This window comes from Duganella radicis (assembly GCF_009720825.1).
GTDB lineage: Bacteria > Pseudomonadota > Gammaproteobacteria > Burkholderiales > Burkholderiaceae_D > Rugamonas > Rugamonas radicis.
Genome location: NZ_WNKY01000065.1, coordinates 1 through 24,627, shown reverse-complemented (window position 1 = coordinate 24,627; position 24,627 = coordinate 1). Strand labels below are relative to the sequence as shown.

23 protein-coding genes and 1 riboswitch are annotated in these 24,627 nt (G+C 64.0%); of the genes, 6 read left to right on the top strand and 17 right to left on the bottom strand.

Features of this window, described 5'->3' with window-relative positions; genetic code table 11:
* The first annotated feature begins 137 nt into the window (after positions 1-137).
* The 3 genes from GM676_RS29545 to GM676_RS29535 all read left to right on the top strand — a co-directional run bounded on the left by GM676_RS29545 (position 138) and on the right by GM676_RS29535 (position 4,384).
* Positions 138-1,160 (top strand): helix-turn-helix transcriptional regulator, encoded by a 1,023-nt coding sequence (locus GM676_RS29545; protein ID WP_155468072.1) that lies wholly within the window; start codon positions 138-140, stop codon positions 1,158-1,160.
* Between the two features lie 92 nt (positions 1,161-1,252).
* A complete protein-coding gene (locus GM676_RS29540; RefSeq protein ID WP_211923318.1) occupies positions 1,253-2,287 on the top strand; it encodes an alpha/beta hydrolase family protein in 1,035 nt (344 codons plus the stop codon).
* Between the two features lie 75 nt (positions 2,288-2,362).
* The gene (locus GM676_RS29535) at positions 2,363-4,384 is read left to right on the top strand and encodes an esterase-like activity of phytase family protein (RefSeq protein WP_155468071.1); all 2,022 of its coding nucleotides are present in this window, start codon (positions 2,363-2,365) and stop codon (positions 4,382-4,384) included.
* Positions 4,385-4,410: 26 nt separating this feature from the next.
* Here GM676_RS29535 and GM676_RS29530 read toward each other — a convergent pair whose 3' ends face one another.
* Complete coding sequence (locus GM676_RS29530; protein WP_155468070.1) at positions 4,411-4,551, bottom strand: hypothetical protein; 141 nt, start codon at positions 4,549-4,551, stop codon at positions 4,411-4,413.
* A gap of 72 nt (positions 4,552-4,623) precedes the next feature.
* On the opposite strand from GM676_RS29530, the gene GM676_RS29525 reads away from it, so the two are divergent.
* Positions 4,624-6,612 carry a beta strand repeat-containing protein gene (locus tag GM676_RS29525; protein ID WP_155468069.1) on the top strand — a complete coding sequence of 663 codons (1,989 nt, stop codon included), beginning with the start codon at positions 4,624-4,626 and terminating at the stop codon, positions 6,610-6,612.
* A gap of 67 nt (positions 6,613-6,679) precedes the next feature.
* On the top strand, positions 6,680-7,600 hold the full coding sequence (locus tag GM676_RS29520; RefSeq protein WP_155468068.1) for a phytanoyl-CoA dioxygenase family protein: 921 nt from the start codon (positions 6,680-6,682) through the stop codon (positions 7,598-7,600).
* On the opposite strand, the gene GM676_RS29515 is transcribed toward GM676_RS29520, so the two are convergent.
* Positions 7,560-8,981 carry a DHA2 family efflux MFS transporter permease subunit gene (locus GM676_RS29515; protein ID WP_155468067.1) on the bottom strand — a complete coding sequence of 474 codons (1,422 nt, stop codon included), beginning with the start codon at positions 8,979-8,981 and terminating at the stop codon, positions 7,560-7,562. The two genes, GM676_RS29520 and GM676_RS29515, sit on opposite strands and share 41 nt — an antisense overlap.
* A gap of 96 nt (positions 8,982-9,077) precedes the next feature.
* Here GM676_RS29515 and GM676_RS29510 point away from each other — a divergent pair, with 96 nt between their 5' ends.
* Entirely contained in the window at positions 9,078-10,763 is a 1,686-nt protein-coding gene (locus tag GM676_RS29510) for an alkaline phosphatase D family protein (RefSeq protein ID WP_155468066.1), read from the top strand.
* Here GM676_RS29510 and bluB read toward each other — a convergent pair.
* The 15 genes from bluB to GM676_RS31895 form a co-directional block, all read right to left on the bottom strand.
* Complete coding sequence (bluB, locus tag GM676_RS29505) at positions 10,760-11,410, bottom strand: 5,6-dimethylbenzimidazole synthase (RefSeq protein WP_155468065.1); 651 nt, start codon at positions 11,408-11,410, stop codon at positions 10,760-10,762. The two genes, GM676_RS29510 and bluB, sit on opposite strands and share 4 nt — an antisense overlap.
* Positions 11,407-12,855: a cobyric acid synthase gene (locus GM676_RS29500; protein WP_155468064.1), complete on the bottom strand. Its 1,449-nt coding sequence runs from the start codon at positions 12,853-12,855 to the stop codon at positions 11,407-11,409. The genes bluB and GM676_RS29500 overlap by 4 nt, the downstream gene beginning before the upstream one ends.
* 1 nt (position 12,856) lies before the next feature.
* Positions 12,857-13,732, bottom strand: coding sequence for a cobalamin-binding protein (locus GM676_RS29495; RefSeq protein WP_170304382.1), 876 nt, complete (start codon positions 13,730-13,732; stop codon positions 12,857-12,859).
* Entirely contained in the window at positions 13,729-14,709 is a 981-nt protein-coding gene (cobD, locus tag GM676_RS29490; protein WP_155468062.1) for a threonine-phosphate decarboxylase CobD, read from the bottom strand. The genes GM676_RS29495 and cobD overlap by 4 nt, the downstream gene beginning before the upstream one ends.
* Positions 14,702-15,664 carry an adenosylcobinamide-phosphate synthase CbiB gene (gene cbiB / locus GM676_RS29485; protein WP_371866408.1) on the bottom strand — a complete coding sequence of 321 codons (963 nt, stop codon included), beginning with the start codon at positions 15,662-15,664 and terminating at the stop codon, positions 14,702-14,704. Before cbiB ends, cobD begins: the two co-directional genes overlap by 8 nt.
* Before the next feature lie 2 nt (positions 15,665-15,666).
* Positions 15,667-16,215, bottom strand: a complete 549-nt coding sequence (gene cobU / locus GM676_RS29480) for a bifunctional adenosylcobinamide kinase/adenosylcobinamide-phosphate guanylyltransferase (protein WP_155468061.1) — start codon at positions 16,213-16,215, stop codon at positions 15,667-15,669.
* Between the two features lies 1 nt (position 16,216).
* Complete coding sequence (locus tag GM676_RS29475; RefSeq protein ID WP_155468060.1) at positions 16,217-17,500, bottom strand: cobyrinic acid a,c-diamide synthase CobB; 1,284 nt, start codon at positions 17,498-17,500, stop codon at positions 16,217-16,219.
* Entirely contained in the window at positions 17,494-18,099 is a 606-nt protein-coding gene (gene cobO, locus GM676_RS29470) for a cob(I)yrinic acid a,c-diamide adenosyltransferase (protein WP_155468059.1), read from the bottom strand. The genes GM676_RS29475 and cobO overlap by 7 nt, the downstream gene beginning before the upstream one ends.
* Positions 18,096-18,869, bottom strand: a complete 774-nt coding sequence (locus GM676_RS29465) for an ABC transporter ATP-binding protein (RefSeq protein WP_155468073.1) — start codon at positions 18,867-18,869, stop codon at positions 18,096-18,098. The genes cobO and GM676_RS29465 overlap by 4 nt, the downstream gene beginning before the upstream one ends.
* Positions 18,869-19,891, bottom strand: coding sequence for a FecCD family ABC transporter permease (locus GM676_RS29460; RefSeq protein ID WP_155468058.1), 1,023 nt, complete (start codon positions 19,889-19,891; stop codon positions 18,869-18,871). Before GM676_RS29460 ends, GM676_RS29465 begins: the two co-directional genes overlap by 1 nt.
* 57 nt (positions 19,892-19,948) lie before the next feature.
* Complete coding sequence (locus GM676_RS29455; protein WP_155468057.1) at positions 19,949-21,814, bottom strand: TonB-dependent receptor domain-containing protein; 1,866 nt, start codon at positions 21,812-21,814, stop codon at positions 19,949-19,951.
* A gap of 70 nt (positions 21,815-21,884) precedes the next feature.
* Positions 21,885-22,104: riboswitch (cobalamin riboswitch) on the bottom strand.
* Between the two features lie 4 nt (positions 22,105-22,108).
* A complete protein-coding gene (locus GM676_RS29450; protein ID WP_155468055.1) occupies positions 22,109-22,624 on the bottom strand; it encodes a histidine phosphatase family protein in 516 nt (171 codons plus the stop codon).
* Positions 22,621-23,388, bottom strand: coding sequence for an adenosylcobinamide-GDP ribazoletransferase (locus GM676_RS29445; RefSeq protein WP_155468053.1), 768 nt, complete (start codon positions 23,386-23,388; stop codon positions 22,621-22,623). Before GM676_RS29445 ends, GM676_RS29450 begins: the two co-directional genes overlap by 4 nt.
* Positions 23,388-24,413: a nicotinate-nucleotide--dimethylbenzimidazole phosphoribosyltransferase gene (gene cobT, locus GM676_RS29440; RefSeq protein WP_155468051.1), complete on the bottom strand. Its 1,026-nt coding sequence runs from the start codon at positions 24,411-24,413 to the stop codon at positions 23,388-23,390. The genes GM676_RS29445 and cobT overlap by 1 nt, the downstream gene beginning before the upstream one ends.
* A partial coding sequence (locus tag GM676_RS31895; RefSeq protein WP_211923317.1) for a hypothetical protein occupies positions 24,391-24,627 on the bottom strand: 237 nt, incomplete at its 5' end. The genes GM676_RS31895 and cobT, both read right to left, overlap by 23 nt.

Here is a 24,627-nt window from a genome sequence, read left to right as displayed (position 1 = left end):
CATCCCGAACAGGACCGTGAAACGACTCTACGCCGATGATAGTGCTGCAACCAGTGTGAAAGTAGGTTATCGTCAAGCTAGTTATAAGCCGAGAAGGCCCGCTCTGTGAGCGGGCCTTTTTGCGTTTATACTTCCGCATGCCCATCTTGCTTGATGCCGCGCTGCGCGGCATGTCGCTCTCCCTGCTGCTGATACTGATTGCCGTGCTATGGCGGGAGCGCGGCCGCATTCCGTTGCTCAAGCTCGGCATCGTTTTGTGTCTGGGCTTGTGCGTGCAAGTCTTTAGTTCCACACCCATGTTTGAGGCCGAGATGCCGCGGTTATGGCAGATGCCGTTTATCGCCATCTCTGTTGGTAATGCCTTGTTGTTTTGCCTGCTCGCTCATGCTTTGTTTGATGACGACTTCGTGCTGCGCCCTGTGCATGGCGCTTTGTGGGCGTGCGTGCTGCTGGTGACTGCGGCAAACTGCTTGATGCATAGCTGGCTGACGCTGCTGGTGGTGCGTTTGGTTCCGTTTGTTTGTGCGCTTCTTGCCGCTGCGGTCGCGTTGCGTCACTGGCGCTCCGACTTGGTTGAACAGCGCCGTACCTTGCGTGCGGTGATTGTGATCGGCGGTATTGCCTATTCTGCGGTGACGCTGGTGCTGCGGCTACAGCATGAAACGAAGCCGTGGCAGGGCGCACCTGCGCTGTATGACATCACGGCTTTGTTGATCGTCGTTGCGCTCGCTACCTTCCACATGGTGCGGTTAGGTCAGACTGAGCTTGTTCCCGAGCCAGTCGCCGCCTTGCCGCGACCCGAGGCGCGGGATGACGCCTTGGCTGCGGCTTTGCATCGCTTGATGACTGAAGAGCAGGCCTATCGCGGCGGTGAGCTGACTGTGGCGGCGCTGGCTGCTCGTCTTCAGGTTCCGGAATATCGTTTGCGCCGCGTGATTAACAAGCAGCTTGGTCATCGCAACTTCAACACCTACATCAACGAATTCCGTCTGCGCGAAGCACAAGCCGTGTTGGCCGATCCTGCGCAGCGCGCATTGCCGGTGCTGACCATCGCTCTGGCCGCCGGCTTCCAGTCGATCGGTCCATTCAATCGTGCATTCAAAGCCGCGACCGGCCTCACACCCAGTGAATTCCGCAAAGAGAATATGGCCGAATCCTGAAAATTCAGGATTCGGCGAGACGCCCAGCACACGCAACGCCATAGTCAACGCGACCGGATGCAGCCGCATCCGGCGAGAACAAGGAACTGCTTATGCGTTGCTTTGCTTTTTTGCTGGCGTTGATGACGGCGCCCGCGCTGGTACTGGCCGATACGGGCTACACGACCATCCCCGCACATGACGAGGTTGGTACGATCACTTTGTTTTATCCTTCCAGCTCGCCAGCGCGGCAGATGCGGCGCGGCGAGTTCGTCATGCAGTTGGCCGAACAAGGCAGGCCCGAACGCGGCAATGGCCGGCTGGTGATTATTTCTCACGGCTCAGGCGGTAGTCCGTGGGTGCATACTGATCTGGCGCGCGCGCTGGTGGCGGCTGGTTTCGTGGTCGCCATGCCGGCCCATCGTGGCGACAATTACCGCGACGACGCCCATCCTGGTCCGGACAGCTGGACCTTGCGACCGGCCGAAGTATCAACCGCCATCGATGAAGTGGGCCGTGATCCCCGTTTCGCTCCCTTGCTGGACCTGAGCAAAGTCGGCATGTACGGCATGTCCGCCGGCGGCCATACCGCGCTCAGCATGGCGGGTGGACGATGGTCGCCCGCCCGTTTCAAGCAGCATTGCGAAGCGCATCTGGAAGAAGACTTTCAATCCTGCGTCGGCCTGGCCACCCGGCTGACAGGTGGCATGCTGGATGGCCTGAAGAAATGGCTGGCCCTGATCATCATCCGCCACCGCTTCAGCGATGAGCGCGACCGCGAGCACCACGACCGCCGTATCGCCGCGGTCGTCGCCGCCGTGCCCGCCGCCGCCGACTTTGATATGGACAGCCTGAAAACGCCGCCCATGCCACTGGCGCTGATCACTGCCGGCCAGGACCGCTGGCTGCTTCCGCGCTTTCACAGTGAGCGCGTGCTGGCAGCCTGCCCAAGCTGCATCCGTCTCGCCGGTCTGCCCACAGCCGGTCACGGCGCCATGCTGTCGCCACTGCCGCCGGGACTCACGGGTCTGGTCGGCGACATGTTGAATGACCCGCCCGGTTTCGACCGCAGCCGGCTGGCCGTCATCGATCAGGCCATTGCCGCCTTTTTCACCCGGCATTTAGAAACGGGAAGCGATTCCAGGTAACTTCTTCACGTCATACGCTGGTAACGCAAGGCCGCTACGCTTGCTGGTCTTATAACTACCAAGATGGGGATTAGCATGAAGAAGTTTTCCTTGATGTCGCTGGCCGTGTTCTCGGTTCTGGCGGGCTGCGGCGGTAGCGATAGCGAGCCGGCCAAGACGCCGGTTACAGGTGTCTTCCTGGATGGCGCGGTGGAAAACCTGGACTATGTAGCCGGCACCGCCGCCAAGGCCAGCACCAACGCCAAGGGCGAATTCACCTGTTACGCTGGCGATACCGTCAGCTTCAGCATCGGCGGCATCGCACTGGGCAGCGCTGCTTGCGCCGCCACCATCACGCCGCTGCAACTTGCCGGCGTCACCGATGTGAAAGACAGCAAGGTCGTCAATCGCTTGCTGGCGCTGCAACTGCTGGACGACGACAGCGATCCATCCAACGGCATCAAGCTGAATGCCGACGTCAAAACCGCACTGGCCAGCAAGACCGCTGACTTCAACGCCGCCGCTGACGCCTTCAACACCGCGCTCGCCGCCAACCTGACCACCGCTGGTACCAAGTACGCCGCCCGCAGCGTGGACGATAGCCGTCGTGCGCTGGTGCGCGAACACTTCGAAGACACGCTGGCCTCCAAGGTCGGCTCGCCAGTCAACGAAACCTTCAACCAGACCACGCCGCTGGGCGCCGTCTCGGTGACCGTGACCCGCTATCAGGTACAAGCCGCCACCAGCTACTACATCCCGTACGAAGGCACGAATGCCAAGGTCAAGGAAGATTTTCCGCTGGGCTTCCTGCCATCCTACGGTTCCTCGCTGGCCTTCAAGGGCACCAACGCCAATGGCGACCTGGAGTTTTACGGCCTGACCGACCGCGGCCCGAACGGCGACGGTCCTAACCTGCCAGCCCTGAGCGGCAGCGGCACCACCGGCGCCAAGATCTTCCCATCGCCAAGCTTCACGCCTGCATTCGGGGTGATCACGGTGGGCAAAACCGGCGCGGTCCTGAGCTCGTCCACGCCGATCAAGGCCTCGGCCACGGTGAAGACTTCCGGCCTGGCCATCCCGCCGGGCACGGTAGGCAACTCGGCCGAACTGCCAGTGCTGGATACGATGAAGTACGACGTCAACAGCAAAGCCGTATTTGACGCCAACGGCCTCGATACGGAAGCCATCGTCGTCGATAAGAAACGCAACGTGCTGTGGGTGTCGGACGAGTACGGCCCGTTCATCGTCAAGATCGACCCGGCCACCGGCGTCATCCTGAACAAGTACGCGCCGGGCAGCGGCCTGCCGGATATCTTCCTCAAGCGCCGCGCCAATCGCGGCATGGAAGGTCTGGCACTGGACACCACCACCGACAAGCTGCATGGCTTCCTGCAAAGCCCGCTGTCGGACGGTAGCGCCACTTATTCGGTCACCGGCAAGAGCGAGCAGGTTGAACGCTTCGCGCGCTTCACCCGCTGGACCGAGTTCGATCCAACCACTGGCAAGGCCGGCAAGATGTACGCCTATCCGCTGAACGCCGCCGACTATCAGGACGGCCGCACCGGCAATGCCAAGCTGGGCGACGTGGTCGCACTGGGCAATGGCAAGTTCATCGTGATCGAGCAGGGTGCGGCGCCAAGCGGCAAGGTGTTCAACAAGTTGATGCTGATTGAAATCGGTTCGGCCACCGACATCGCCGCCACTGGCTTCAACCCGACCACGTCGGATCTGGAAAAGAGCAGCATGGGCGGCGTGGCCGTCAATGGCGCCGACTGGAAAGCCGTCACCACGCTGAAGAAGACTTTGCTGCTGGACCTGAACGCCATCGGCTGGCTGGCAGAGAAAGCGGAAGGCCTGACCATCGTTGACGGCAACACCTTGGCACTGGCCAACGACAACGACTTTGGCCTGAAGACCAAGGTGTTCGACGCTAACGGCAAGGCGATTGAAGATGCCGACGTCACCAAGTGCAATGTCGATGCCAACGGCGTGATCATCACCAGCAGCGCTGCCGGCTGCAACGCGTCCAACAGCATCCGCGTGGCGCGCGGCGCCGACGTCGAGCGTCCAAGCCGCCTGTGGCTGATCAAGTTCGCCAAGGCGCTGACCTCGTTCTAAGCCCGCGGCTGCGGGGCAGGGCGCGCTCAATGCGCCGCGTTCTGCTCCGCGATCAGTTTGGCGATTTGCGAATCGGTCTTCACCGGTTCAATCAGCAGCACCTGCTGGCGGTTGATCAGCATGCGGTCCGGCGCGCGGGCGCCGCACAGCCACTGCGGCGGCGTCACAACATTGTCACAAGCTTGTCATAACGGTATGAGATATTGAAAGTTTGCTTATAACGCTAACGGGACCACGCCATGCCTAAACCATCTTCCGCCATTCAATTCCTGTTGCTGGCCTCGCTGCCTTTCAGCGCCGCCATGGCGGCGGATTTCAACATCACCGGCAGCAGTTCGACTGCACAAACGCTGTCCGCCGGCCAGACCGGTACGGTCAGCTCCAGCGGTTCGCTGAGCCTGGGCGGCAGCACGGTGGCTATCACGGTCACCGGCAGTAATGCCACGGTGAACAATGCCGGCACCATCAAGCAGACCGGCAGTGGCCGTGTGATTCGCGACAACACCGGCGTGACCAATCTGGTGGTCACCAACTCCGGCCTGATGCAGGCGGCCGATGCCGACGTGATCCAGATGGCCAAGGCGGCCGCTTCGGTTACTCTGACTAACTCCGGTTCCATGATTTCGCTGAACGGCAGCGTTGGCGGTGCGCAGGCAGTGGACTTCAACGCCGTGACCGGCGCCAATGTGGTCAACAATCTGACCGGCGGCAAGCTGTTCGCCAACGACGCCGACGCCGTGCGCCCCGGCCTGAACGGCGTGATCAACAACGCCGGCATCATCCAGTCGACCCTCCTCAACGGCAAGGCCACCGATGGCACCGATGGCGTGGATGCGCAGAACAACAGCGGCGTGCAAGTGTTCAACCTGGCGACCGGCCTGATCGAAGGCGCGCGCCACGGCATTACCGGCGGCCAGATCGATGCCGGTTCCGAGTTCAAGATCGCCATCAGCAATGAGGTGGGCGGCGTGATTCGCGGCCTGAACGGTTCGGGCATCAATCTGGATGGCTTCAATGCCAAGCAGGCCGCCACCATCACCAACCATGGCACCATCAGCGGCCAGGGCATCATCGGCGACGGCGATGGCATCGACGTGGACGGCATCGCCAACATTACCAACACCGGCATCATTCGCTCGCTCAACGCCGTCAGCGCGCCGGTCGACGGCCTGGCCTATAGCGAAGGCATCAGCGTGGGCGGCGGCACCATCACCAACTCCGGCACCATCGAAGGCAAGGTCCTCGCCGGCAACACCAACGCGGTGGGACGCGGCATCACCCTGGCCGGCAACGACATCACCAGCGGTGCACTGAAAGGCACGCGCGAAGGCCTGTACGCCAACGCCACCATCATCAACCAGAGCGGTGGCAAGATCATCGGCCAGAGCGACTCCGCCATCGTGGTTTCGGGCAATGCCAGCGGCAACACCGTCACCATCCAGAACCTGAGCGCCGCCCTGATCCAGGGCGGCGGGCTGGCCAGCGCGGCCATCAAGGGCAATGCTGACAATACCGTGATTGTGAACGGCGGCATCATCGACGGCGCCAGCAGCGGCAAGGCGATCGAGCTGGGCAGCGGCGTCAACAGCGTCACCGTCACCGGCGGCGAAATCAAGGGCGGCATCAACGGCGGCAGCGGCAGTCAGAACACGCTGACCTTCGCTGTGGATGCGGGCGGCAGCTTTGCCTACACCGGTGCGATTTCCAATTTCAACAAAGTGGAAGTGCAAAGCGGCGACGTCAGCTTCTCGGGCGTGAGCAGCTATGCCGGCGCCACCCAACTGAGCGGTGGCGCGCTGACGCTGGTTGGCGCCCAGCGCCTGTCGGCCGACAGCGCGCTGATCCTCAACGGCGGCACACTGAAACTCAGCAACGCCGGCGCCGATGGCCAAGGCTTCGCCAGCCTGACGCTGAGCTCGGATTCGGCAGTGTTCCTGGGCGGTTCGACGCTGACTTTTGGCAAGCTGGGTACGGTGGTGGACGGCAAGACCCTGACCTTCACCGAAGCCGGCACCGCCTACGCCTTCCGCCTGCTGGGCGACTACTCGTCGGACGCCAGTTTCCTGGCGCTGATCGGCGCCACCCACATCAACGGCCTGGGCGCGACCTATTCCTTCGACGGTACCTACACCAAAGTGGCGGCCGTGCCGGAGCCATCCACTTACGCCATGCTGTTTGCCGGCCTGGCGCTGGTGGGGGCGATTGCACGTCGCCGCACCAAGGTTTAGCCCACATCAAAGCGGGCTGGCTTCCGGGTTGTTACCTTCTCAGAGGTGACTCTGGGAGGAAAGCCCGATGGAATATGCGCAGCTGAAGCCCGGCCGCCGTTTTGCCCCGCTCCACAGCCTGTTGTATTACAGCCAGCGCATCGTGACGTATCCCACGCTGCGCCGGCTGGTGGTGCGCGCGCTGAGCGCGGCGGTGCGGCTGCGCCAGGGCGCGGGCAGGGAACTGCATGCGGCCACGCCGGCCGAAGAGGCTGCGTTGATGGATTTGCACCTCAGCGGCTACGCGCCGCTCGGCAATCTGCTCGACAGCGGCCAGTGCGACGATATCCGCGGCTGGCTGGCCGATAAGCTGCTGATTGACCGCGATTGCGAGCGCGCCGGCTTCACGCTGGCGCAGCGGCCGGACGCGGTACGCGTGGCCGATTATCATTTGCGCGACGTCATCGCCTGTCCGCACATCCTGGCGCTGGCCAACAGCCCGGCGCTGCTCGGGCTGGCGGCGCGCTACATGGCGTGCAAGCCCACCATCTCCGCGCTGGGCCTGCGCTGGTCGTTTCCGGTGCCGGGCGACAACAGCGCGCTGCAAGCGTTTCATCGCGATTCCGAGGACTGGCGCTATTTGAAAGTGCTGGTCTACCTGACCGACGTGGACGACGGCGCCGGGCCGCACGTCTATCTGCACGGCAGCCATTTGACGCAGGCGCCGATGCGTCTGCGCTTCTATAGCGACAGCGAAATCACCAACGCCCACAGCGCGGACATGCTGCTGACCGCCATCGGCACGCGCGGCTTTTGCTTTGCGGTCGACACGGCCGGCATCCACAAGGGCACGGCGCCGGCGCTGCAACCGCGCCTGATGTTGCAGATCCAGTATTCGCTGCTGCCCAGCTATGCCTACCGCTATGCGCCGGAGCGTTATCAAGGTCCGCTGGTGCTGGACCCCTATATCAATCGGCTGATTCTTCGCCCGGTCGCTTCGCCTGGCTGATGGCTTCACCGTCGGTCTTGCGCAAGGACCAGAAGGTGAACGAGGACAGCACCGTCAATACCGCCAGCGTGATGAAGGCGTGGTGCAGGGCCGAGGTCAGTGCCGCGCGGTTGGACTGTGGCAGGTCGCCCAGGAACCAGCCGGTGACCAGCGAACCTGCCGCCAGCCCGAAGCTCATCGACAGCTGCTGCATCGAGCTGGCCATGGTGCTGGCCATGCTGGAATTGGAGCTGTCCACATCCGCATAGGCGATGCTGTTCATGCTGGAGAATTGCAGCGAATTGAAGAAGCCCATGCACAGGCTGATCGCCACGATCACATACAGTGGCGTGCCTTGGTGGACGAAGGCGAACATGCTGATGGTCAGGCCGATCAGCAGCGTGTTCACGGTCAGCACCTGGCGATAGCCGAAGCGGCCCAGCACCCGCACCGAAATCATCTTCATGCCCATGGCCGCGGCGGCGGACGGCATCATCAGCAAGCCCGATTGCCAGGCCGGCAGGCCGAGGCCCAGCTGATACAGCAGCGGCAGCAGGAAGGGCAGGCCGCCGACGCCGATGCGCGTAACAAAACCGCCCAGCACCGACACGCGGAAGGTGCGTATCCTGAACAGTTCCAATCGCAGCAGGGGGAACGGCGCTTCGCGCGCGTGCCACACATACGCCGCCAGCAGGGCGCAAGCGATGAACAGCAGCACCGAGGCCGAGGTCACATCCAGCTTATGTTCGCCGAACACCTCCAGCAGCCATGACAGCAGCGCGATGCCGGTGCCGAACAAAACGAGTCCGATAAAGTCCAATGGCCGTGGCGCGTCGCCGTGGTAGTCCGGCATATAGCGGTGCGCGAGGAAAATCGCCACCAGGCCTACCGGCACGTTGATGAAGAAGATGTCGCGCCAGGTCAGCCAGTGCACGATCAAGCCGCCGATGGTGGGGCCAAGCAGTGGCCCGATCAGCGCCGGAATGATGACGAAGTTCATCGCCACCAGCAGCTCGTGCTTGGGATAAGTGCGCACGATGGTCAGACGCCCCACCGGCATCATCATGGCGGCGCCAAAGCCTTGCATCAGCCGCGCCGCCACCAGCATCGGCGAGTTGACCGACAGGCCACACAGCACCGAGGCGATGGTGAAGATGGCAATCGCCGTCATGAACACGCGGCGCGTGCCGAAACGGTCCGCCATCCAGCCGCTGATGGGGATCGAGACCGCGAGGCTGAGGATGTAGCTGGTGACCACGGCCTTCAGGCTCAGTGGCGTCACTTGCAAGCTGGCGGCCATCGCCGGGATGGCGGTGTTGACAACGGTGGAGTCCAGCTGCTCCATGAAGAGGGTGGTGGCGACTACCCACGGCAGGTAGCGCTTGGCGGCATCGGCGTTCATAAGGGAGATTGTCACACAAAATAAACACAACGGTCATAAGCGCGTCACGTAGTGGGCGTAAGTTGCGGTCATCGCTATGGCCCGAGGGAGAGTAGCATGGAGGGACGCCGTACTTTTATCCGCCAGATGGTCGCGTCGACGGCGCTGCTGAGTGTCGCCGGCTGCACCAGTACCGCCGGCAGCGTGGGCGACAGCATCGCGGCCGGCTTTCAGCATGGCGTGGCGAGCGGCGATCCGCTCAGCGACCGCGTGATCCTGTGGACGCGCGTGACGCCGGCGCGCGCAGGCGAGGTTGAAGTACGCTGGCAGCTGGCGACCGATCCGGCCATGCGGCAGGTGATTGCGCACGGCAGCGTGGTCACGTCGGCGCAAAAGGATTACACGGTGAAGGTGGACCCGGCCGGGCTGCTGCCGGGTCACGTCTACTATTATCAGTTTGCGGTCGATGGCGAGAAGTCGGTGGTGGGCCGCACCAAGACGCTGGCGCGCGGCGATGCCCGGCAAGTGCGGCTGGCGGTGTTCTCCTGCTCGAATTATCCGGCCGGTTATTTCAACGTGTATGCCGATGCGGCACGCCAGGATGATATCGACGCCGCGCTGCACATCGGCGATTACATCTACGAATACGAAAGCACGGGCTACGCCTGCGGCAACGCGGAGGCGCTGGGCCGCGTGTCCGAGCCGCGCGAACTGCTGCTGCGCCTCGACGATTACCGCCGCCGCTATGGGCAATACCGTTCCGATCCGGATCTGCAAGCAGTACATGCGGCCATGCCCTTCATCACCGTGTGGGACGACCACGAATTCGCCGACGATACCTGGCGCGATGGCTCGGTCGACCACAAGGCCAGCAAGTACGGACCGTTTGCGCTGCGCAAGCTGGCGGCGCTGACCGCCTACCATGAATGGATGCCGATCCGCGTGCCGGATGCGGCGACGCCGGACAAGATTTACCGCTCTTTCGATTTCGGCGGCATCGTCTCGCTGCATATGCTCGATACGCGCCTGATCGGGCGCGACCAGCAGTTGATGATGTCTTCCTACTACGACGAACATAAACACTTCGACGTGGAGAAGTACAAGCAGGACGTGTGCTCGCCGCGCCGCCAGATGATAGGCCGCGAGCAGATGGCGTGGCTGGAAGGGCAGGTGGCCCGTTCGTCAGCGCGCTGGCAGATGCTGGGTCAGCAGGTGCTGATGGCGCGTATGGAGTATCCGACGCCAGTGGTGATGGGCGAATGCAATTGTACCGATTACTCGGCCTTGAAAAAGCGCGCGGCGGCCGATCCCTCTTGCGTCACACCGAAGCAGCAGCGCTGGCTGTCGGCACCGACCTTGCCATGCTATCTGGACTCGTGGGATGGCTATCAGGCAGACCGTGAGCAGGTGTTCGAGATGATGCGGAAGCATCGCAAGAATCTGGTGGTGCTGGCCGGCGACACGCACAACGCCTGGGCCAGCGATCTGCGCGACGCGCAGGGCCGGCAGGTGGGCGTGGAGTTTGCCACGGCGTCGGTGTCATCGCCGGGCATGGAGGGCGCGTATCCGGACCGCGATCCGGAGGACGTGGCGAATATGATGGTGGATCTGATCGAACCGCTGTATTACGCCCAGACCAGCAAGCGCGGTTACATGATCGTCACCGCCAGCCATGAGCAGGTGCGCTGCGACTGGCGTTTTGTCGATACGGTGTTCAAGCACGAATTCACGGCGGCGACGGAGCGCAGCCTGCGTGTGCTGGCGGGACCGGGTAACCGCCGCATCGAGGAGTGCACGACTTAAGCCTTGTTATCCCAGCTGTTCTCGAACAGGATTTCGCTGAGCGGGCGACGCTGGTCCCATTTCTCCAGCTCCAGCATGGGCGCGGTGTAAAACTCGTGCACCTGGCCGACGCATAGCACGGCGATCGGTTGGCTGCCTTCGGGCATGCCGACGATGTCGCGCAGTTGCCGCGGATCGAACATCGACACCCAGCCGGCGCCGATACCTTCGGCGCGCGCAGCCAGCCAGAAGTTTTGCAGCGCGCAGGCGGCGGAAGCCAGGTCCATCTCCGGCATGGTGCGGCGGCCGAATACGTATTGATCGCGCTTGTCGATCAGCCCCACCACCAGCACTTCCGCACATTCCAGTATGCCTTCCACTTTGAGCCGCATGAATTCTTCGGCGCGGCGGCCCAGTGCTTCGGCTGTCTTGATGCGTTCCTCGTTCACATGCGCGTGGATGTGGGCACGCAGCGCGGCGTCGGTGATGCGCACGAAACGCCATGGCTGCATGTAGCCGACGCTGGGGCCATGGTGGGCCGCAGTGAGGAAGCGTTCCAACTGGCCCGGCTCCAGCGGGCCGCGCTTGAAGTGGCGCACGTCGCGGCGCTCGCGGATGGCGCGGTAGACGCCGGAGATTTCGGCGTCGGTATAGGCATGCTGGTTCATTTCAGTTTGAGCAGGGCGTCGAGTAATGGCTGGGTGGCGTCGGCGATGCGATCCAGGCTGGCTTCGCGCAGGGCGGCGGTGTCCACCGTATTTTGCGAGTCCAGCCCGGCCCAGCGCAGCAGGGCGCCGATGGCTTGGGGCGTGTCGAACAGGCCATGCAGGTAGGTGCCGAGGATTTGGCCGTCCACCGACAGCGCGCCTTCTGGCCGGCCGTCGATGGTGAAGGCCGGCGTGGCGAAGGCACTGCCGGTGGAGACGCCCATGTGGATTTCGTAGCCGCTGACGGGGGCCTGTGCTTCATCGAACGCGCACACGCCTTGTACCTGCGCCAGCCGTTTTTCCGGGCGCATCTCGGTCGTCATGTCGAGCAGCCCGAGGGCGGCCGTTGCGCCGGCCTTGCCTTCCATGCCCAGCGGGTCGGTCACCTCGCGACCCAGCATCTGGAAGCCGCCGCAGATGCCGATCACCTTGCCGCCGTAGCGCAGGTGGCGTGCGATCTGTTCCGGCCAGCCATAGGCGCGCAGCCATTCCAGATCGCCGCGCGTGTTCTTGCTGCCGGGGAGGATGATCAGGTCGGCCGCGGGTATCGGCTCGCCCTGACGCACGAAGCGCAGGTCGACGTCGGGATGGGCGCGCAGCGCGTCGAAGTCGGTGTGGTTGCTCATGCGCGGCAGACTGGGGACCACCACGCGGAAAGCGCCGCGTGCGGCTTGCACCGGCTGCACCGCGTCTTCGGCGTCGAGGAACAGGCCATGCAGGTAGGGCAGGACCGCCAGCACCGGCTTGCCGGTTTGCTGTTCCAGCCATTCGAGGCCCGGTTCCAGCAGCTTGATGTCGCCGCGGAAGCGGTTGATGACGAAGCCGATGGTGCGTTTGCGTTCGCTCTCCGACAGGCAGGCCAGCGTGCCGACGATGTGGGCGAATACGCCGCCTCGGTCGATGTCCGCCACCAGCACCACCGGGCAATCGACCTTTTCGGCGAAGCCCATGTTGGCGATGTCGCGGTCGCGCAGGTTGATTTCCGCCGGACTGCCGGCGCCTTCCACCATCACGCAGTCATACCGCTGGAGCAGGCGCTCATGCGATTCCAGAACCGCCTGCATGGCGACGGTTTTGTATTGGTGGTAGTCGCGCGCATTCATCTCGGCGCGTACCTTGCCATGAATGATGACTTGCGCGCCGATGTCGCTCGATGGCTTGAGCAGGATGGGATTCATGTCGGTGTGCGCAGGCACGCCGGCGGCGATGGCTTGCAGCGCTTGCGCGCGGCCGATTTCGCCGCCGTCCTCCGTCACGGCGCTGTTGAGCGCCATGTTCTGCGGCTTGAATGGCGCCACGCGCACGCCTTGCCTTTTCAGCAGGCGGCACAGGGCGGCGACGACGGTGCTTTTGCCAGCATCGGAGGTGGTGCCTTGCACCATAAGGGTTTGATAAGGAAACGGCATATCAGTTCTTGCGGTGCTGTCGGGCTTCTTCGATTTTCTCGCACAGGGCTTTGGTGCCGGCCACCATGCGCGGGCCGGCGCGGTTAAGCAGCTCGCCCTGGAGGCGGAACAGGTTGTTGTTCTGGACTGCCAGCAGCGTGCCGTAGGGCTTCCACAGATCGACGCTGCCGTAGTCTTTTTCGCTGGTGCCGAAGATGGCTTCGGGATTCGCTTGCAGCACGGCTTCCATGCTGATGATGGGCGCGGTGGTTTTCTGGTCTGCGAAGATATTGACGCCACCGCACAGACGGATCGAATCGCTGACGATGGATTTGCCGTTCAGGGTGTAGAGCGGCTTGTCCCACACCTGATAGAACAGGCGCACCGGTGGGCGATTGGCGTACTGTTTGCTCATGGCGGAAAATTGCGCGCGGATGTCGGCGGCGGCGGGATTGGCCACGGCCTCGGTGCCCATCAACTGGCCGAGACGTTCGACGTTATCGGCGATGCCTTCCAGTTTGGTCGGTTCGCTGTGGAATAGCGGAATGCCCAGCTTGCGCAAGCCTTCGATCTGACGTTCGAAACCGCCGTGCATCCAGATCACGATCAGGTCGGGCTTCATGGCGGCCACGCGTTCCATGTCGATCAGTCGGTTGTCGCCAACGCGTGGGATTTTCTTCGCCGCTTCCGGATAGTCGCTATAGGTGACGGCGCCGACGATCTTGTCGCCCGCGCCGGCCGCGAACAGCAGCTCCGTCACGTGCGGCGCCATGGCGATCACGCGCTGGGCGGGCTTTTGCAGCGTGACGACATTGCCATCGTCGTCGCGCACGGAGATGGGCGCGGCGCTGGCTGCCGCCGATGCGAAGAGGGCGGAGGCGAGGATCAGTTTTTTCATCGATTGGTCCATTCAGTGAGTGCTGCGTGCAGGCGTTGCCAGCCCGCTTCGTCGGGTGGCAGGCCAAGGCGGATGCCGCGTGCCGCTTGCGTGAACAGGCGTACCCAGATGCCGCGTTCCGCCATGTGCTGCCAGAAGGCCTCCGGCTGCGCTTCGGCCCACCACTGGAATAGCGGTGTGCCGCTGGAGCGAATGTCATGCGCGGCCAGCAACGCGCGCAGGCGTGCGCCGCTGGCGTGCAGTTCGCGGCGTGTGTCGGCTTGCCAGGCGTGGTCCGTCAGCGCGGTCAGGGCGATCTGCTGCGCCGGGCCGCTGATGGTCCATGGACCCAGCAGGTCGGCCAGATCGCGCAGCAGGTCCGCGTGCGCCCCCACGAAACCGAGCCGGATGCCGGCCAGGCCGAAGAATTTTCCGACGGAGCGCAGGACGACCAGGCCGGGGCGCGCCGTGTGCGCGGCCACGCTGTTGTGCTGCATGGTGTCGCCGAAGGCCTCGTCCACCACCAGCCAGCCGCCGCGTGCGGCCAGTTGGTCGGCCCATTGCAGCAGTTGTTCGGCCGGTACCACTGTGCCGGTGGGATTGTTTGGATTGACCACCACTACCACGTCATTATGCGCGACGGCGGCTTCCAGTTCATCGTAAGGCGTCAGCGTCAGCGTGTGGCCATGGCCGGCCCAGTGGTGCGCGTGTTCCGCATATGATGGCGCGCTGACAGCCACGCGCGATGGCGCACGCAAGCGGGGCAGCGTCTGAATTGCAGCTTGCGTGCCTGCCACCGGCAGCATGTGCGGCGCGCCGTAGTAGGCTTGCGCGGCGACAGTCAGCGCGGGATCGGGTTCCGGCAGGCGATGCCAGGCATTGCCTTCCAGCGCAGGCGCGGGATACCAGCGCGGATTGATGCCGGTGGACAGATCGACCCAGTCGTCGCGGCCGAAGCGTTTTGCGGCGTCGCGCAGATTGCCGCCATGTTCAAGCATGTGTGACCTCCATCAGTGCGGCGGCGGCACAGGCCACGCCCAGCCAGAGTGCGGTGGTGCGGGCGACCAGCCGCCATGCGCGATTGATGTCCGCGCCGGTGGCTTGTGGGCCTTCGCCCAGCGTTGGACGATGTTCGACCTCGCCGTGATAAATCGCCGCGCCACCCAACTGCACGCCGAGCGCACCGGCACCGCTGGACATGACCGGGCCGGCGTTCGGGCTGTCCCACGCCGGCGCTTGCGCGCGCCAGCATTGCCATGCGCGGCGCTTGCCTTGCAGGCCGGGCGCCAGCAGCACGTAGGACAGCGCGGTCAAACGCGCCGGCAGGTAGTTGAGCGCATCGTCGATACGGGCGGCGGCGCAGCCGAATTGCCGCAGGCGCGGCGTGCGGTAGCCCCACATCGCATCCAGCGTGTTCGCCATCCGGAACAGCACCGCGCCGGGACCGCCGGCCAGCATGAACCAGAACAGCGTGCCAAAGACGGCATCGTTACCGTTTTCCAGCAGCGACTCGGCGCTGGCCTTGGTCAGTTCGATTTCGCTGGCGCTGGTGGTATCGCGGCTGACAATGCAGGAGGTGAGGCGGCGCGCGTCGTGCAGGTCGTGCCGCGCCAGCGCGTCGGCGATCGGCAGGTTATGGTCGCGCAGGCTGCGCAGGCCGAGGGCGAAATACAGCATCAGTGTGTGAGCGGCAGCTTGCGCGGCCGGCAGGGCCAGTGCCCACACCAACAACGTGGCCAGCGCGGTCAGGGGCAGCACGGCCAGCATCCACGCCAGCACGCCGCGCGCAAAACGCAGCGGTCCTTCGCGATTCAGGCGGCGCTCCAGCGCCATGGCGAGGTTGCCGAAACCGACCAGCGGATGCCAGCGGCGCACCTCGCCCCACCACAGGTCCAGCATTACAGCAGCCACCATCAGCAACGCGATGGTGGAAAAACTTAGTCCACTCAGCACGGCTATCCTTTGAGGACCAGCGGCAGGCCGGCGGCAACGAACACCGCGCGATCGCAGATGGCGGCGACGGCCTGGTTCAGGCGTCCCTGTTCATCCATGAAGCAGCGCGAGACGGCGCCCATCGGCATGATGCCCAGCCCAACCTCGTTCGATACCAGCACGATGTCGCTGGCGCATTTGGTCAGGGCGCTGGCCAGCATGTCCTGCTGTTCGTGAAACAGGGCAGGGAGCTTGATCTCGCCGACGTCCGGATATTCCTGCCCGCCACTGAACAGCAGGTTGTTCAGCCAGAGCGTCAGGCAGTCCACCAGTATCAGGCGGTCCGGCGAGGACCAGCGCAGCAGCTGGTTGCCCAGTGCCAGCGGCTCCTCCACCGTGATCCATTCGTGCGGCCGGCCGGCGCGGTGATGCGCGATGCGTGCCGCCATCTCTTCGTCCCCGGACGTGGCGGTGGCGATGTAGACCACCTCCTTGCCCGATTCGGCGGCCAGCCGTTCAGCGTAGGCGCTTTTGCCGGAGCGGGCGCCGCCCAGAACCAGTGTACGTGTCATGTCACACTCCCTTCATGAACAAGGCGGCGCTCGCCGCCGGATTGGATGCAAAGTATGCGTGAAAATATGAAGCCGATAACGACCCTGCGCGATACCAGGCCTCACCTTGTATAGCGGAGGGATGCTTGATAGTGTACGCGGCCGGCGCCAGCCCGGTCGCCAGTTTGGAGTAGTGGAAGGTATGACCGCGCAGGACGCCCTGTGGCGTGGGCAGCCCCTGCGAACCAAGACCTGCCAGGCGTGGCTGCATAGCCACAGCGCCGGGCAGAAGGCCGGCCATTTCCCATATCGCGCCGGATTGGTCGGCCAGGGTTTCGGCCAGCGCCATCATGCCACCGCATTCTGCCAGAATGGGCATCCCCGCCGCGTGCGCCGCGCGGATCGACGCGGTCCAGTTGTGCGCTTGCGACAGTTGTTCGGCATGCAGTTCAGGGTAGCCCCCGGGCAGATACACCGCATCGGCTTCCGCCGGCACCGTCTCGTCGGCGAGCGGCGAGAAGAATTTCAGCGTCGCGCCCATGGCGCGCAGGATGTCCAGATTGGCCGGGTAAAGGAACATGAAGGCCGCATCGCGCGCGATGGCGATGGTTTTACCGGCCAGCAGTGGCGGCGGCAACGGCGCCGGCATCGCCTCGATCCGCACCGGCGGCAGCTTGTCCCAAGCTGCTGTATCGAACACCAGCTCGCCGGCCAGATCGTCCAGCAACTGGTCGATATCATTCACCTCGCCCGGCAGTACCAGACCGAGATGGCGCTCCGGCAGTGACCTGGCCTGCTTCGGCAGGGTGCCAAACAGCGGAATGTCGCGCAGCGAGGACGCCACCATCTTCGCATGGCCTTCGCTGGCGACGCGGTTGGCGATGACGCCGGCCATGTCGACCGGGCCGTAGTCGCGCAGGCCGTGCACCAGCGCGCCGGCGGTTTGCGCCATGGCGCCGGCGTCGATCACCGCCAGCACCGGCACACCGAATTCGCGCGCCAGATCGGCGGAGGAGGGCGTGCCGTCGTAGAGGCCCATCACGCCTTCGATCAGGATAACATCCGCTTCGGTGGCGGCTTGCGCCAGCTGTTGGCTACACAGGTCTTTACCAACCATCCACAGGTCGAGCGAACGCACCGGCGCGCCGCTGGCACGTTCCAGCAGCATCGGGTCGATAAAGTCCGGGCCGCATTTGAATACGCGCACGCGCTGGCCCAGCTTGACCAGCTTGCGCGCCAGCGCGGCGGTGATGGTGGTCTTGCCTTGTCCCGAGGAGACGGCGGCAACCAGGACGGCTTTTACCATTCGGTCCCCGCCTGCGCGCCGATGCCGGCCTTGAATGCGTGTTTGATCACTTCCATCTCGGTGACCGTGTCGGCGATCTCGATCAATTCAGGCGGCGCGCCACGGCCGGTGATGCAGACGTGTTGCATGGCCGGGCGGGCCAGCAGGTCGTTGATCACAACGTCCACGTCGAGATATTTGTATTTGAGGGCGATGTTCAGCTCATCGAAGATCACCAGCCCAATTTGCGGATCGGCCAAAAACTTCTTCGCCTGCTCCCATGCCAGCTGCGCCTTGGCGATGTCGCGCTCGCGGTTCTGCGTCTCCCAGGTGTAACCCTCGCCCATGGCGTGGAAGCTGATCTCTTCCGGGAAGCGGCGCAGGAAGCGTTCCTCGCCGGTTTGCAGCGCGCCTTTGATGAACTGCACCACGCCCACCTTCATGCCGTGGCCCATGGCGCGGATCGCCATGCCGAAGGCGCTGGAGCTCTTGCCCTTGCCGTTGCCGGTGTTGACGATGATGATGCCGATCTGCTTGTCGGCGGCGGCGATCTTGGCGTCGATGATGGCTTTCTTGCGCTCCATGCGCACGCGGTGACGTTCGTTGATGTCGTCGCTCATAGGATTTCCTCGTTGGGGATAAAGATACTGCGCTTGCCGTGCCGGATCACTTCGATCGGGTGGCCCAGATATTCGGTCAGGATGTCGGCCTGCATAACGTCGGCCGTGGTGCCGGCCAGCCAGCGGCCATCGCCTTTCAGCAGCAGCGCGTGGGTGGAGACGCTGTGCGCCAGTGTCAGATCGTGGCCGATCATGACGGCGGTTTTGCCCTGTTCGCGGCACAGGCGCGCCACGATATTCATCACGCTGACCTGATGCGCCAGATCCAGCGCATTGGCCGGTTCGTCGAGCAGCAACAGCGGCGTGTCCTGCGCCAGCATGGCGGCAATCGCCACGCGCTGACGTTCACCGCCGGACAGCGTGCGCACATCGCGCGCAGCCAGGTCGGCCACTTCCATCGCTTCCAGCGACTTGACGGCGATGGCGTGATCGTCGCTGTCTTCCCAGTAGCGGTTATCGTGATACGGATGGCGTGCGGACAGCACGGTTTCAATCACGCTGTAAGAGAAAGCGTCGCTGCGGCTCTGTGCCAGAAAGGCGCGCTGGCGCGCCAGTTCGGCCAGCGGCCACTCCGGCAATGGGCGTCCGTTCAGCGCCACGTGGCCGGCCTCCGGCGCGCGCAGTCCCGCCAATGCGCGCAACAGAGTGCTCTTGCCGGCGCCGTTGCGGCCGATGATGCTCCAGCATTCGCCTGCGCGCACCTGCCATTCCAGATCGGACACCAGCTGGCGCTGGCCGACGCCGAGGTAGAGTTTATGGGTGCTGATCATCATTTGCGCAACCTGTGTAATTGGTACAGGAACACCGGTGCTCCGATCAGCGCTGTCACCACGCCCACCGGCAGCTGCTGCGGCGCGATGGCGGTGCGGGCCAGCGTGTCGGCCAGCAGCAGGAAGGTGCCGCCCGCCAGCGTGGCCGCCGGAATCAGGATGCGATGATCTGGCCCCACCGCGAAGCGGCAGGCATGCGGCACGATCAAACCGACGAAACCGATGCTGCCGGCGCAGGTCACCGCGCTGGCGGTCAGCAGGCCGGAAACGAAGAACAGGCCTTTGCGCAACGTAGCCACGCGGATGCCCAGCGTGGCGGCGGCTTCGGCGTGCAGCGCCATCACATTCATGGAGCGCGCGCTGCGCAGCGCGAACGCCAGCGCGGCGATCAGCACCACCCACGGCATCCAGCGTATCTGCGTGCCTGACAAATCGCCGATCATCCAGAACACCATGCTGCGCAGACGGCTTTCAGGCGCGATGGACAGCATCAGCGTCACCAGCGCCATGCAGGCGGAGGACAGGATGGCGCCGGTCAGCAGCAACAGCGAGGTGCCGCCTTCGGCCGCCGTGCCGCCGCGCAGGTCGCGCCGGGCCAGCACGTACAGCATCATCGAGACCGCGACCGCGCCACCGAAGGCGGCGGCATCCACCATCCAGGCGGCGCACATGAATAGCAGCGCGGCCAGGGCGCCAACCGAGGCGCCGGCCGACAAGCCGAGGACATAAGGATCGGCCAGCGGATTGCGCAACAGCGCCTGCATCATGACGCCGGCCAACGACAGCGCGGCGCCGGTGACGAAAGCGGAAACCGCGCGGCTCACGCGCAAATCGAGCAGGGTGGCTGCCAGCGTCGAGGACTGGCCATGCAGCAGCTCATTCAGCGCTGCGGGAATATCGGAAAGAGGAATCGAGACCGAACCGGTCATGCCCGAGAAAACCAGGCTGGCAAACGCGAACAGCAGCAACCCTGCAAGGGTGAGGGTGGCGCGCTGGCGCAGATTGCGGGAGAAAGAATGCATGCACTGCTTTCAAAAAAACTGCCGGGGAAGGACATTCACCCCCGGCAGGTTACACCATTATTTGTAGCCGTAACGGAGTCCGGCAAACACCTTGGAGCCCGGCGTTGCGTAGTTGCGGGCCAGGTCGTACTGCTTGTCGCCGATGTTGTTCCAGCGGACCAGCGCCGACCAGTCGCTTGTGATGGCGTAGGTCGCGAACAGATTCACCAGGCCATAGCCGCCCAAGCGGTTCTTGTTGGCGGCGTCGTCGAAACGGTCGCCGGAGAACTCCAGCTCCGCGCCCAGCTTCAGCGCGCCGATGCGGTAATCGGCGGTCACGTTGCCGTGTTTTTTCGCGCGGCGTGCAAGGCGCTTGTTGCTGGTGTCATCTTTTGGATTTTGCAGGTCGATGCTGGCAGCCAGATTCACCCCGGCCAGTTTGGTGGCGCCGGCGATAGTCACGCCTTCCAGCGTCGCCTTGTTGACGTTGTAGGCGCAGCCGTAGGCATAACCGTCGATGCCGAACGGGCAAGGCGTGGTGTTGACCAGCAGGTCGGTCAGCTTGTTGTGGTAGTAGTTGGCGCTCAGCGCGTTCACGCCATCATCCCAGCGCAGGCCAATTTCGGCGTTCTTGCCTTGTTCCGGTTTGTTGCCTGTATTGCCGTAGCCCGGGTAGTACAGTTCATTGTAGGTCGGCGCGCGGAAGCTGGTGCCGTAGCTGGCGGTGGCGCGCAGCTGCTGCGTGAAGTCGTAACCGTAGCCCAGCGAGCCGGTGGTCTTGGAGCCGTAGACCGATTTGTCGCGGCGGGCGGCGGCATTCAGCAGGTTGGCGCCACGGCGGGCGTTGTACGAAGCGGCCCACGAGTTGGTGGTGCGGTCGCGGTTCAGGTCTTTGGAACCGTTGGTCGACACTTCTTCCTTGCGATGGTCGTACAGCACTTGCAGCACGTCGTCGCCGATGCGGATATCGTTTTGCAGGGTGATGTCGGTCTGTTTGGTGTCGATGCGCGAGTAATTGGACGCCAATGCGCCGCCCCAGTTCTGGCCCTTGTCGCGGCTTTCCGAGTACTGCACCAGCGTGTCGACGTCCGGCACGAACTTGGCCTTGCCGTAGACGGCGGCCGTATCCAGCGAAGCGGTGCTGCGCACGTTGAAGGCCGAGGAACCGTTGTCGTACTGCGAATCCAGTTTGCTGTGCAAGAACAGCGCGCCGGCCTCATAGCCCGGCGCCAGTTGCAGGCTGAATTGGCCGGACACGTTTTCCTTGTCGTAGCCGTCGCGGTCCGCGTTGTAGGAAGACAGGCCAGGCCGGGTGGCGTTGAAGCCGTCCGACTTTTCCTTGCCCGCGCTGATGGCGTAGCTGAAGCTGTGCTCACCGCCGGTGGCGCCGGACAGGGTGGCGTCGGCTTCGCGCGTCTTGTCGCTGCCGTAGCCGGCGAAGGCCGTCACCGCTGGCGCGCCCTTGCCCTTCTTGGTGAAGATCTGGATCACGCCGCCGATGGCATCGGCGCCGTACAGGGAGCTCAGTGGGCCGTAGACGATTTCGATATGGTCGATGGCGGTCAGCGGAATGGCGCTCCAGTTGGCGGCGCCGGTGGTCGAGGAGCCGATGCGCACGCCGTCGACCAGCACGATGTTCTGATTGCTGTTGGCGCCGCGGATATAAACGCTGGACGCGGTGCCGGCGCCGCCGTTGCGGGCGATCTCGATGCCGCGCTGGCGTTGCAGCAAGTCGACGATGGAGCCGGCGCCGGATTCGGCGATCTGCTCGGCACTGATGGTGATGGTATCGCTGATGACATTGGCCAGCGGCTGCGGCGTGCGGGTGGCGGTAACGACGACGGTGCCGGCCGGCGGGGCTGCCGGTTCGGCGTGCGCATAGCAGGCAGCCATGGCCAGCGCCAGCGACGTCAGGGCCGCAGGGCGGGAGGTACGAAAGGTCATGATCATTTTTCTGTTAGTAGCAACCGGCCGACGTCCCCGTAGGCCAATTGTGAACAGAAGCGGGGCGCGCCCGCTTCCACCTGATTTGGCCGGTATCCGGGCTAACAAGTCAGACCGCCTTACCTTCCCATGCCGAAGCACAGTGGTTGTCAGAGGCGGTTTGTCGCGTACAGCGGCGACACTTGCTTACCGTTGCGGGGGCAGCACACGTTGGCTTTGTGGAGCTTCGTGTTTCCCGTTTAACTGCGCATCTGAACAGACGCGCGAGCACCAAAACCCGCACATTATACGGGTTTAAAGGGTCAAAGTGGAGCCGTAGGGGATTTGATGGGCGGTTTGGGCGGCTTGCAGGGCCATCTCCGCAGGCGGCAGTCCGGCGTGGCGGGCGCGCAGCAGGCGCATTGTGCCGGCGTGGCAGATGATGATGGCATCGCCTTTTAATTCGTCGTGGAAGGCGGCGATGCGCTCGGCCATGTGCAGCACGTTGTCGCCGCCGCCGGGGCGGTAGTGGACCATGTCGGCGGCCCAGGCGTCGATGTCGGCGCGTGGGATGGCATCCCATGGTTGCATCTCCCAGGCGCCGAAGTGCATCTCGGCGAGGCGGGCGTCATGAATGACGTCGGCGCTCAGGCGCGCCGCCAATTCGGCGCAGCGGCGCAGGGGGCTGGAGTAGATGGGCAGGCCGGCCGGCAGCTGCAAGGCGGCCAGTGTGCGCTCCAGTTGCTCCGGTGCGACCGCGAGGTCGGTGCTGCCGTAGCAGACGCCGGGTGCGACCAGCGGTTGCGGATGGCGGACCAGTATCAGCTTCATCGTGGCAGGCAAGCCAGCGCGCACAAATAGAACATCACTTCACTGACCTGCTGCACGGCGCCGAGGCAATCGCCGGTGTAGCCGCCGATGCGGCGCACGAATTTGCGCGCCAGCCAGATGGTGGCGATGGCAGCGGTTACTACGCCGGCCAGCGGCGCGGCGGCGGGCAGCCAGCGCAGCGCAATGACGGCCAGGGCAGGGATGGCGGCCGTGGTGGCTGCGATCAGGAATTCGGTGCTGCTCATCTTCTGCGCCAGCGGCTTGGCCTTGCCTTCGGCACGCGCGTAGTCGAGACGCCAGATCAGCGCAGTCGCCATCAGGCGAGAAAGCGGATGTGCCACCAGCAGCGCGCCGATGGCGGCCAGCGGTGGCAGCATGGCCAGTGTGGTCAGCTTCAGACCCAGCATGCAAATAATACCGATCGCGCCATATGCGCCGATGCGCGAATCCTTCATGATCTCCAGCACGCGCTCCGGCGTCATGCCGCCGCCGAAGCCGTCGCACATATCGGCAAAGCCGTCTTCATGGAATGCGCCGGTGGCGTAGATGCCGACGGCGGTGGAGAGGATGACGGCCACCGGCGCAGGCAGCAGCCATACCGCCAGCGCGTAGGTGGCGGCTGTGATCACGGCCACCACCACACCCACCAGCGGGAAGTAGCGCGACGCCTGGTTCAGCCACGCGGGATCAAAACCCACCCAGCCCGGAATCGGCAGGCGAGTGAAGAACTGTAGGGCGGTGAAGAACAGGCGGAGTTGATGCATTACTCGGACTTCTCGCTGACTTGCGCCGATTCGAAAGTCGCCATTTGGTTCAGGAAGTTGACGGCGGCATGCAGCAGCGGCAGCGCCAGTGCGCAGCCAGTACCTTCGCCGAGGCGCAGGCCGAGATGCAGCAATGGCTTGGCGTTCAGCGTCTCCAGCATCTGGCGGTGGCCGTTCTCATTGGAGCAGTGTGCGAACACGCAGTAATCCAGAATGGCCGGCTGCATGCGGGCGGCGACCAGCAGCGCGCTGGTGACGATGAAGCCATCAATCAGCAGCACTTTGCGCAGCTCGGCCGCTTTCAGCATGGCGCCCGCCATCATGGCGATTTCCAGTCCGCCGAAAGTAGTGAGGACGTCCAGCGGTTCGGTGACCGCGGCGTGTCTGGTGACGGCCGCTTCGATCACGCGCTGCTTATGCAGGATGCCATCGGCCGACAGGCCGGTGCCGGCGCCTGCACATTGCGCTACCGGGATGCCGGTCAGCTTGTGCATCAGCGCGGCGGCAGCGGTGGTGTTACCGATGCCCATTTCGCCGAAGCCGACCACATTGCCTTCCAACTCCGCGGCCAACGCCATGCCGGCGGCCAGCGCGGTGTCGCACAGGTCGCGGCTCATGGCTGGTTCCTGCGCGAAGTTGCGGGTGCCGTGGGCCAGCTTGCGGTCGGTCAGGCCGTCGCGCGGTCCGAAGTCGTGATTGACGCCGGCGTCGATCACGCACAGCGCGCAGTTGTTCTGGGCCGCGAAGACGTTGATGGCGGCGCCGCCGGCAAGGAAGTTCTCCACCATTTGCCACGTTACGTCCTGTGGATAGGCGGAGATGCCCTCAGCCACCACGCCATGGTCGGCGGCGAACACCAATATGGCTGGCTTGGCGATGCTGATATCGGTGCGGTTCTGTATCAGGCCGATCTGTTTGGCCAACGCCTCCAGCACTCCCAGGCTGCCCAGTGGCTTGGTCTTGTTATTAATAGCGCGATCGAGTTGGGCGGACAGCGCTTCATTATGAGTAGGGGAGATCGACATGGAGGAGGCGTATGAAACGAAAGATTATTATTTTACCTCTTGCCAAAGCTGTGAGCGGCTTGCTATAGTTCGGTCCCTCGCGAAACGGCGCATGCAAATGTGAAGTAAAAACGAGGGGTTGACGAGATAAACGAAACACTTCATAATCTCGCTTCTGTGCTGATGAACACAACGCTTCAACAGCAGCAACACGGTTCTTTAAGAATTTACAGTC

What these genes read in the sequence shown, in the direction of transcription:
- GM676_RS29445 (WP_155468053.1), bottom strand. Translation starts at nt 23,388, where the DNA reads ATGCATCAACTCCGCCTGTTCTTCACCGCCCTACAGTTCTTCACTCGC.
- GM676_RS29455 (WP_155468057.1), bottom strand. Translation starts at nt 21,814, where the DNA reads ATGACCTTTCGTACCTCCCGCCCTGCGGCCCTGACGTCGCTGGCGCTG.
- bluB (WP_155468065.1), bottom strand. Translation starts at nt 11,410, where the DNA reads ATGAACCAGCATGCCTATACCGACGCCGAAATCTCCGGCGTCTACCGC.
- GM676_RS29540 (WP_211923318.1), top strand. Translation starts at nt 1,253, where the DNA reads ATGCGTTGCTTTGCTTTTTTGCTGGCGTTGATGACGGCGCCCGCGCTG.
- GM676_RS29460 (WP_155468058.1), bottom strand. Translation starts at nt 19,891, where the DNA reads ATGCATTCTTTCTCCCGCAATCTGCGCCAGCGCGCCACCCTCACCCTT.
- GM676_RS29510 (WP_155468066.1), top strand. Translation starts at nt 9,078, where the DNA reads ATGGAGGGACGCCGTACTTTTATCCGCCAGATGGTCGCGTCGACGGCG.
- GM676_RS29515 (WP_155468067.1), bottom strand. Translation starts at nt 8,981, where the DNA reads ATGAACGCCGATGCCGCCAAGCGCTACCTGCCGTGGGTAGTCGCCACC.
- GM676_RS29450 (WP_155468055.1), bottom strand. Translation starts at nt 22,624, where the DNA reads ATGAAGCTGATACTGGTCCGCCATCCGCAACCGCTGGTCGCACCCGGC.
- GM676_RS29465 (WP_155468073.1), bottom strand. Translation starts at nt 18,869, where the DNA reads ATGATCAGCACCCATAAACTCTACCTCGGCGTCGGCCAGCGCCAGCTG.
- GM676_RS29535 (WP_155468071.1), top strand. Translation starts at nt 2,363, where the DNA reads ATGAAGAAGTTTTCCTTGATGTCGCTGGCCGTGTTCTCGGTTCTGGCG.
- GM676_RS29500 (WP_155468064.1), bottom strand. Translation starts at nt 12,855, where the DNA reads ATGCCGTTTCCTTATCAAACCCTTATGGTGCAAGGCACCACCTCCGAT.
- GM676_RS29525 (WP_155468069.1), top strand. Translation starts at nt 4,624, where the DNA reads ATGCCTAAACCATCTTCCGCCATTCAATTCCTGTTGCTGGCCTCGCTG.
- cobO (WP_155468059.1), bottom strand. Translation starts at nt 18,099, where the DNA reads ATGAGCGACGACATCAACGAACGTCACCGCGTGCGCATGGAGCGCAAG.
- GM676_RS29545 (WP_155468072.1), top strand. Translation starts at nt 138, where the DNA reads ATGCCCATCTTGCTTGATGCCGCGCTGCGCGGCATGTCGCTCTCCCTG.
- GM676_RS29475 (WP_155468060.1), bottom strand. Translation starts at nt 17,500, where the DNA reads ATGGTAAAAGCCGTCCTGGTTGCCGCCGTCTCCTCGGGACAAGGCAAG.
- cobT (WP_155468051.1), bottom strand. Translation starts at nt 24,413, where the DNA reads ATGTCGATCTCCCCTACTCATAATGAAGCGCTGTCCGCCCAACTCGAT.
- GM676_RS29495 (WP_170304382.1), bottom strand. Translation starts at nt 13,732, where the DNA reads ATGAAAAAACTGATCCTCGCCTCCGCCCTCTTCGCATCGGCGGCAGCC.
- cobU (WP_155468061.1), bottom strand. Translation starts at nt 16,215, where the DNA reads ATGACACGTACACTGGTTCTGGGCGGCGCCCGCTCCGGCAAAAGCGCC.
- GM676_RS29520 (WP_155468068.1), top strand. Translation starts at nt 6,680, where the DNA reads ATGGAATATGCGCAGCTGAAGCCCGGCCGCCGTTTTGCCCCGCTCCAC.
- cobD (WP_155468062.1), bottom strand. Translation starts at nt 14,709, where the DNA reads ATGCTTGAACATGGCGGCAATCTGCGCGACGCCGCAAAACGCTTCGGC.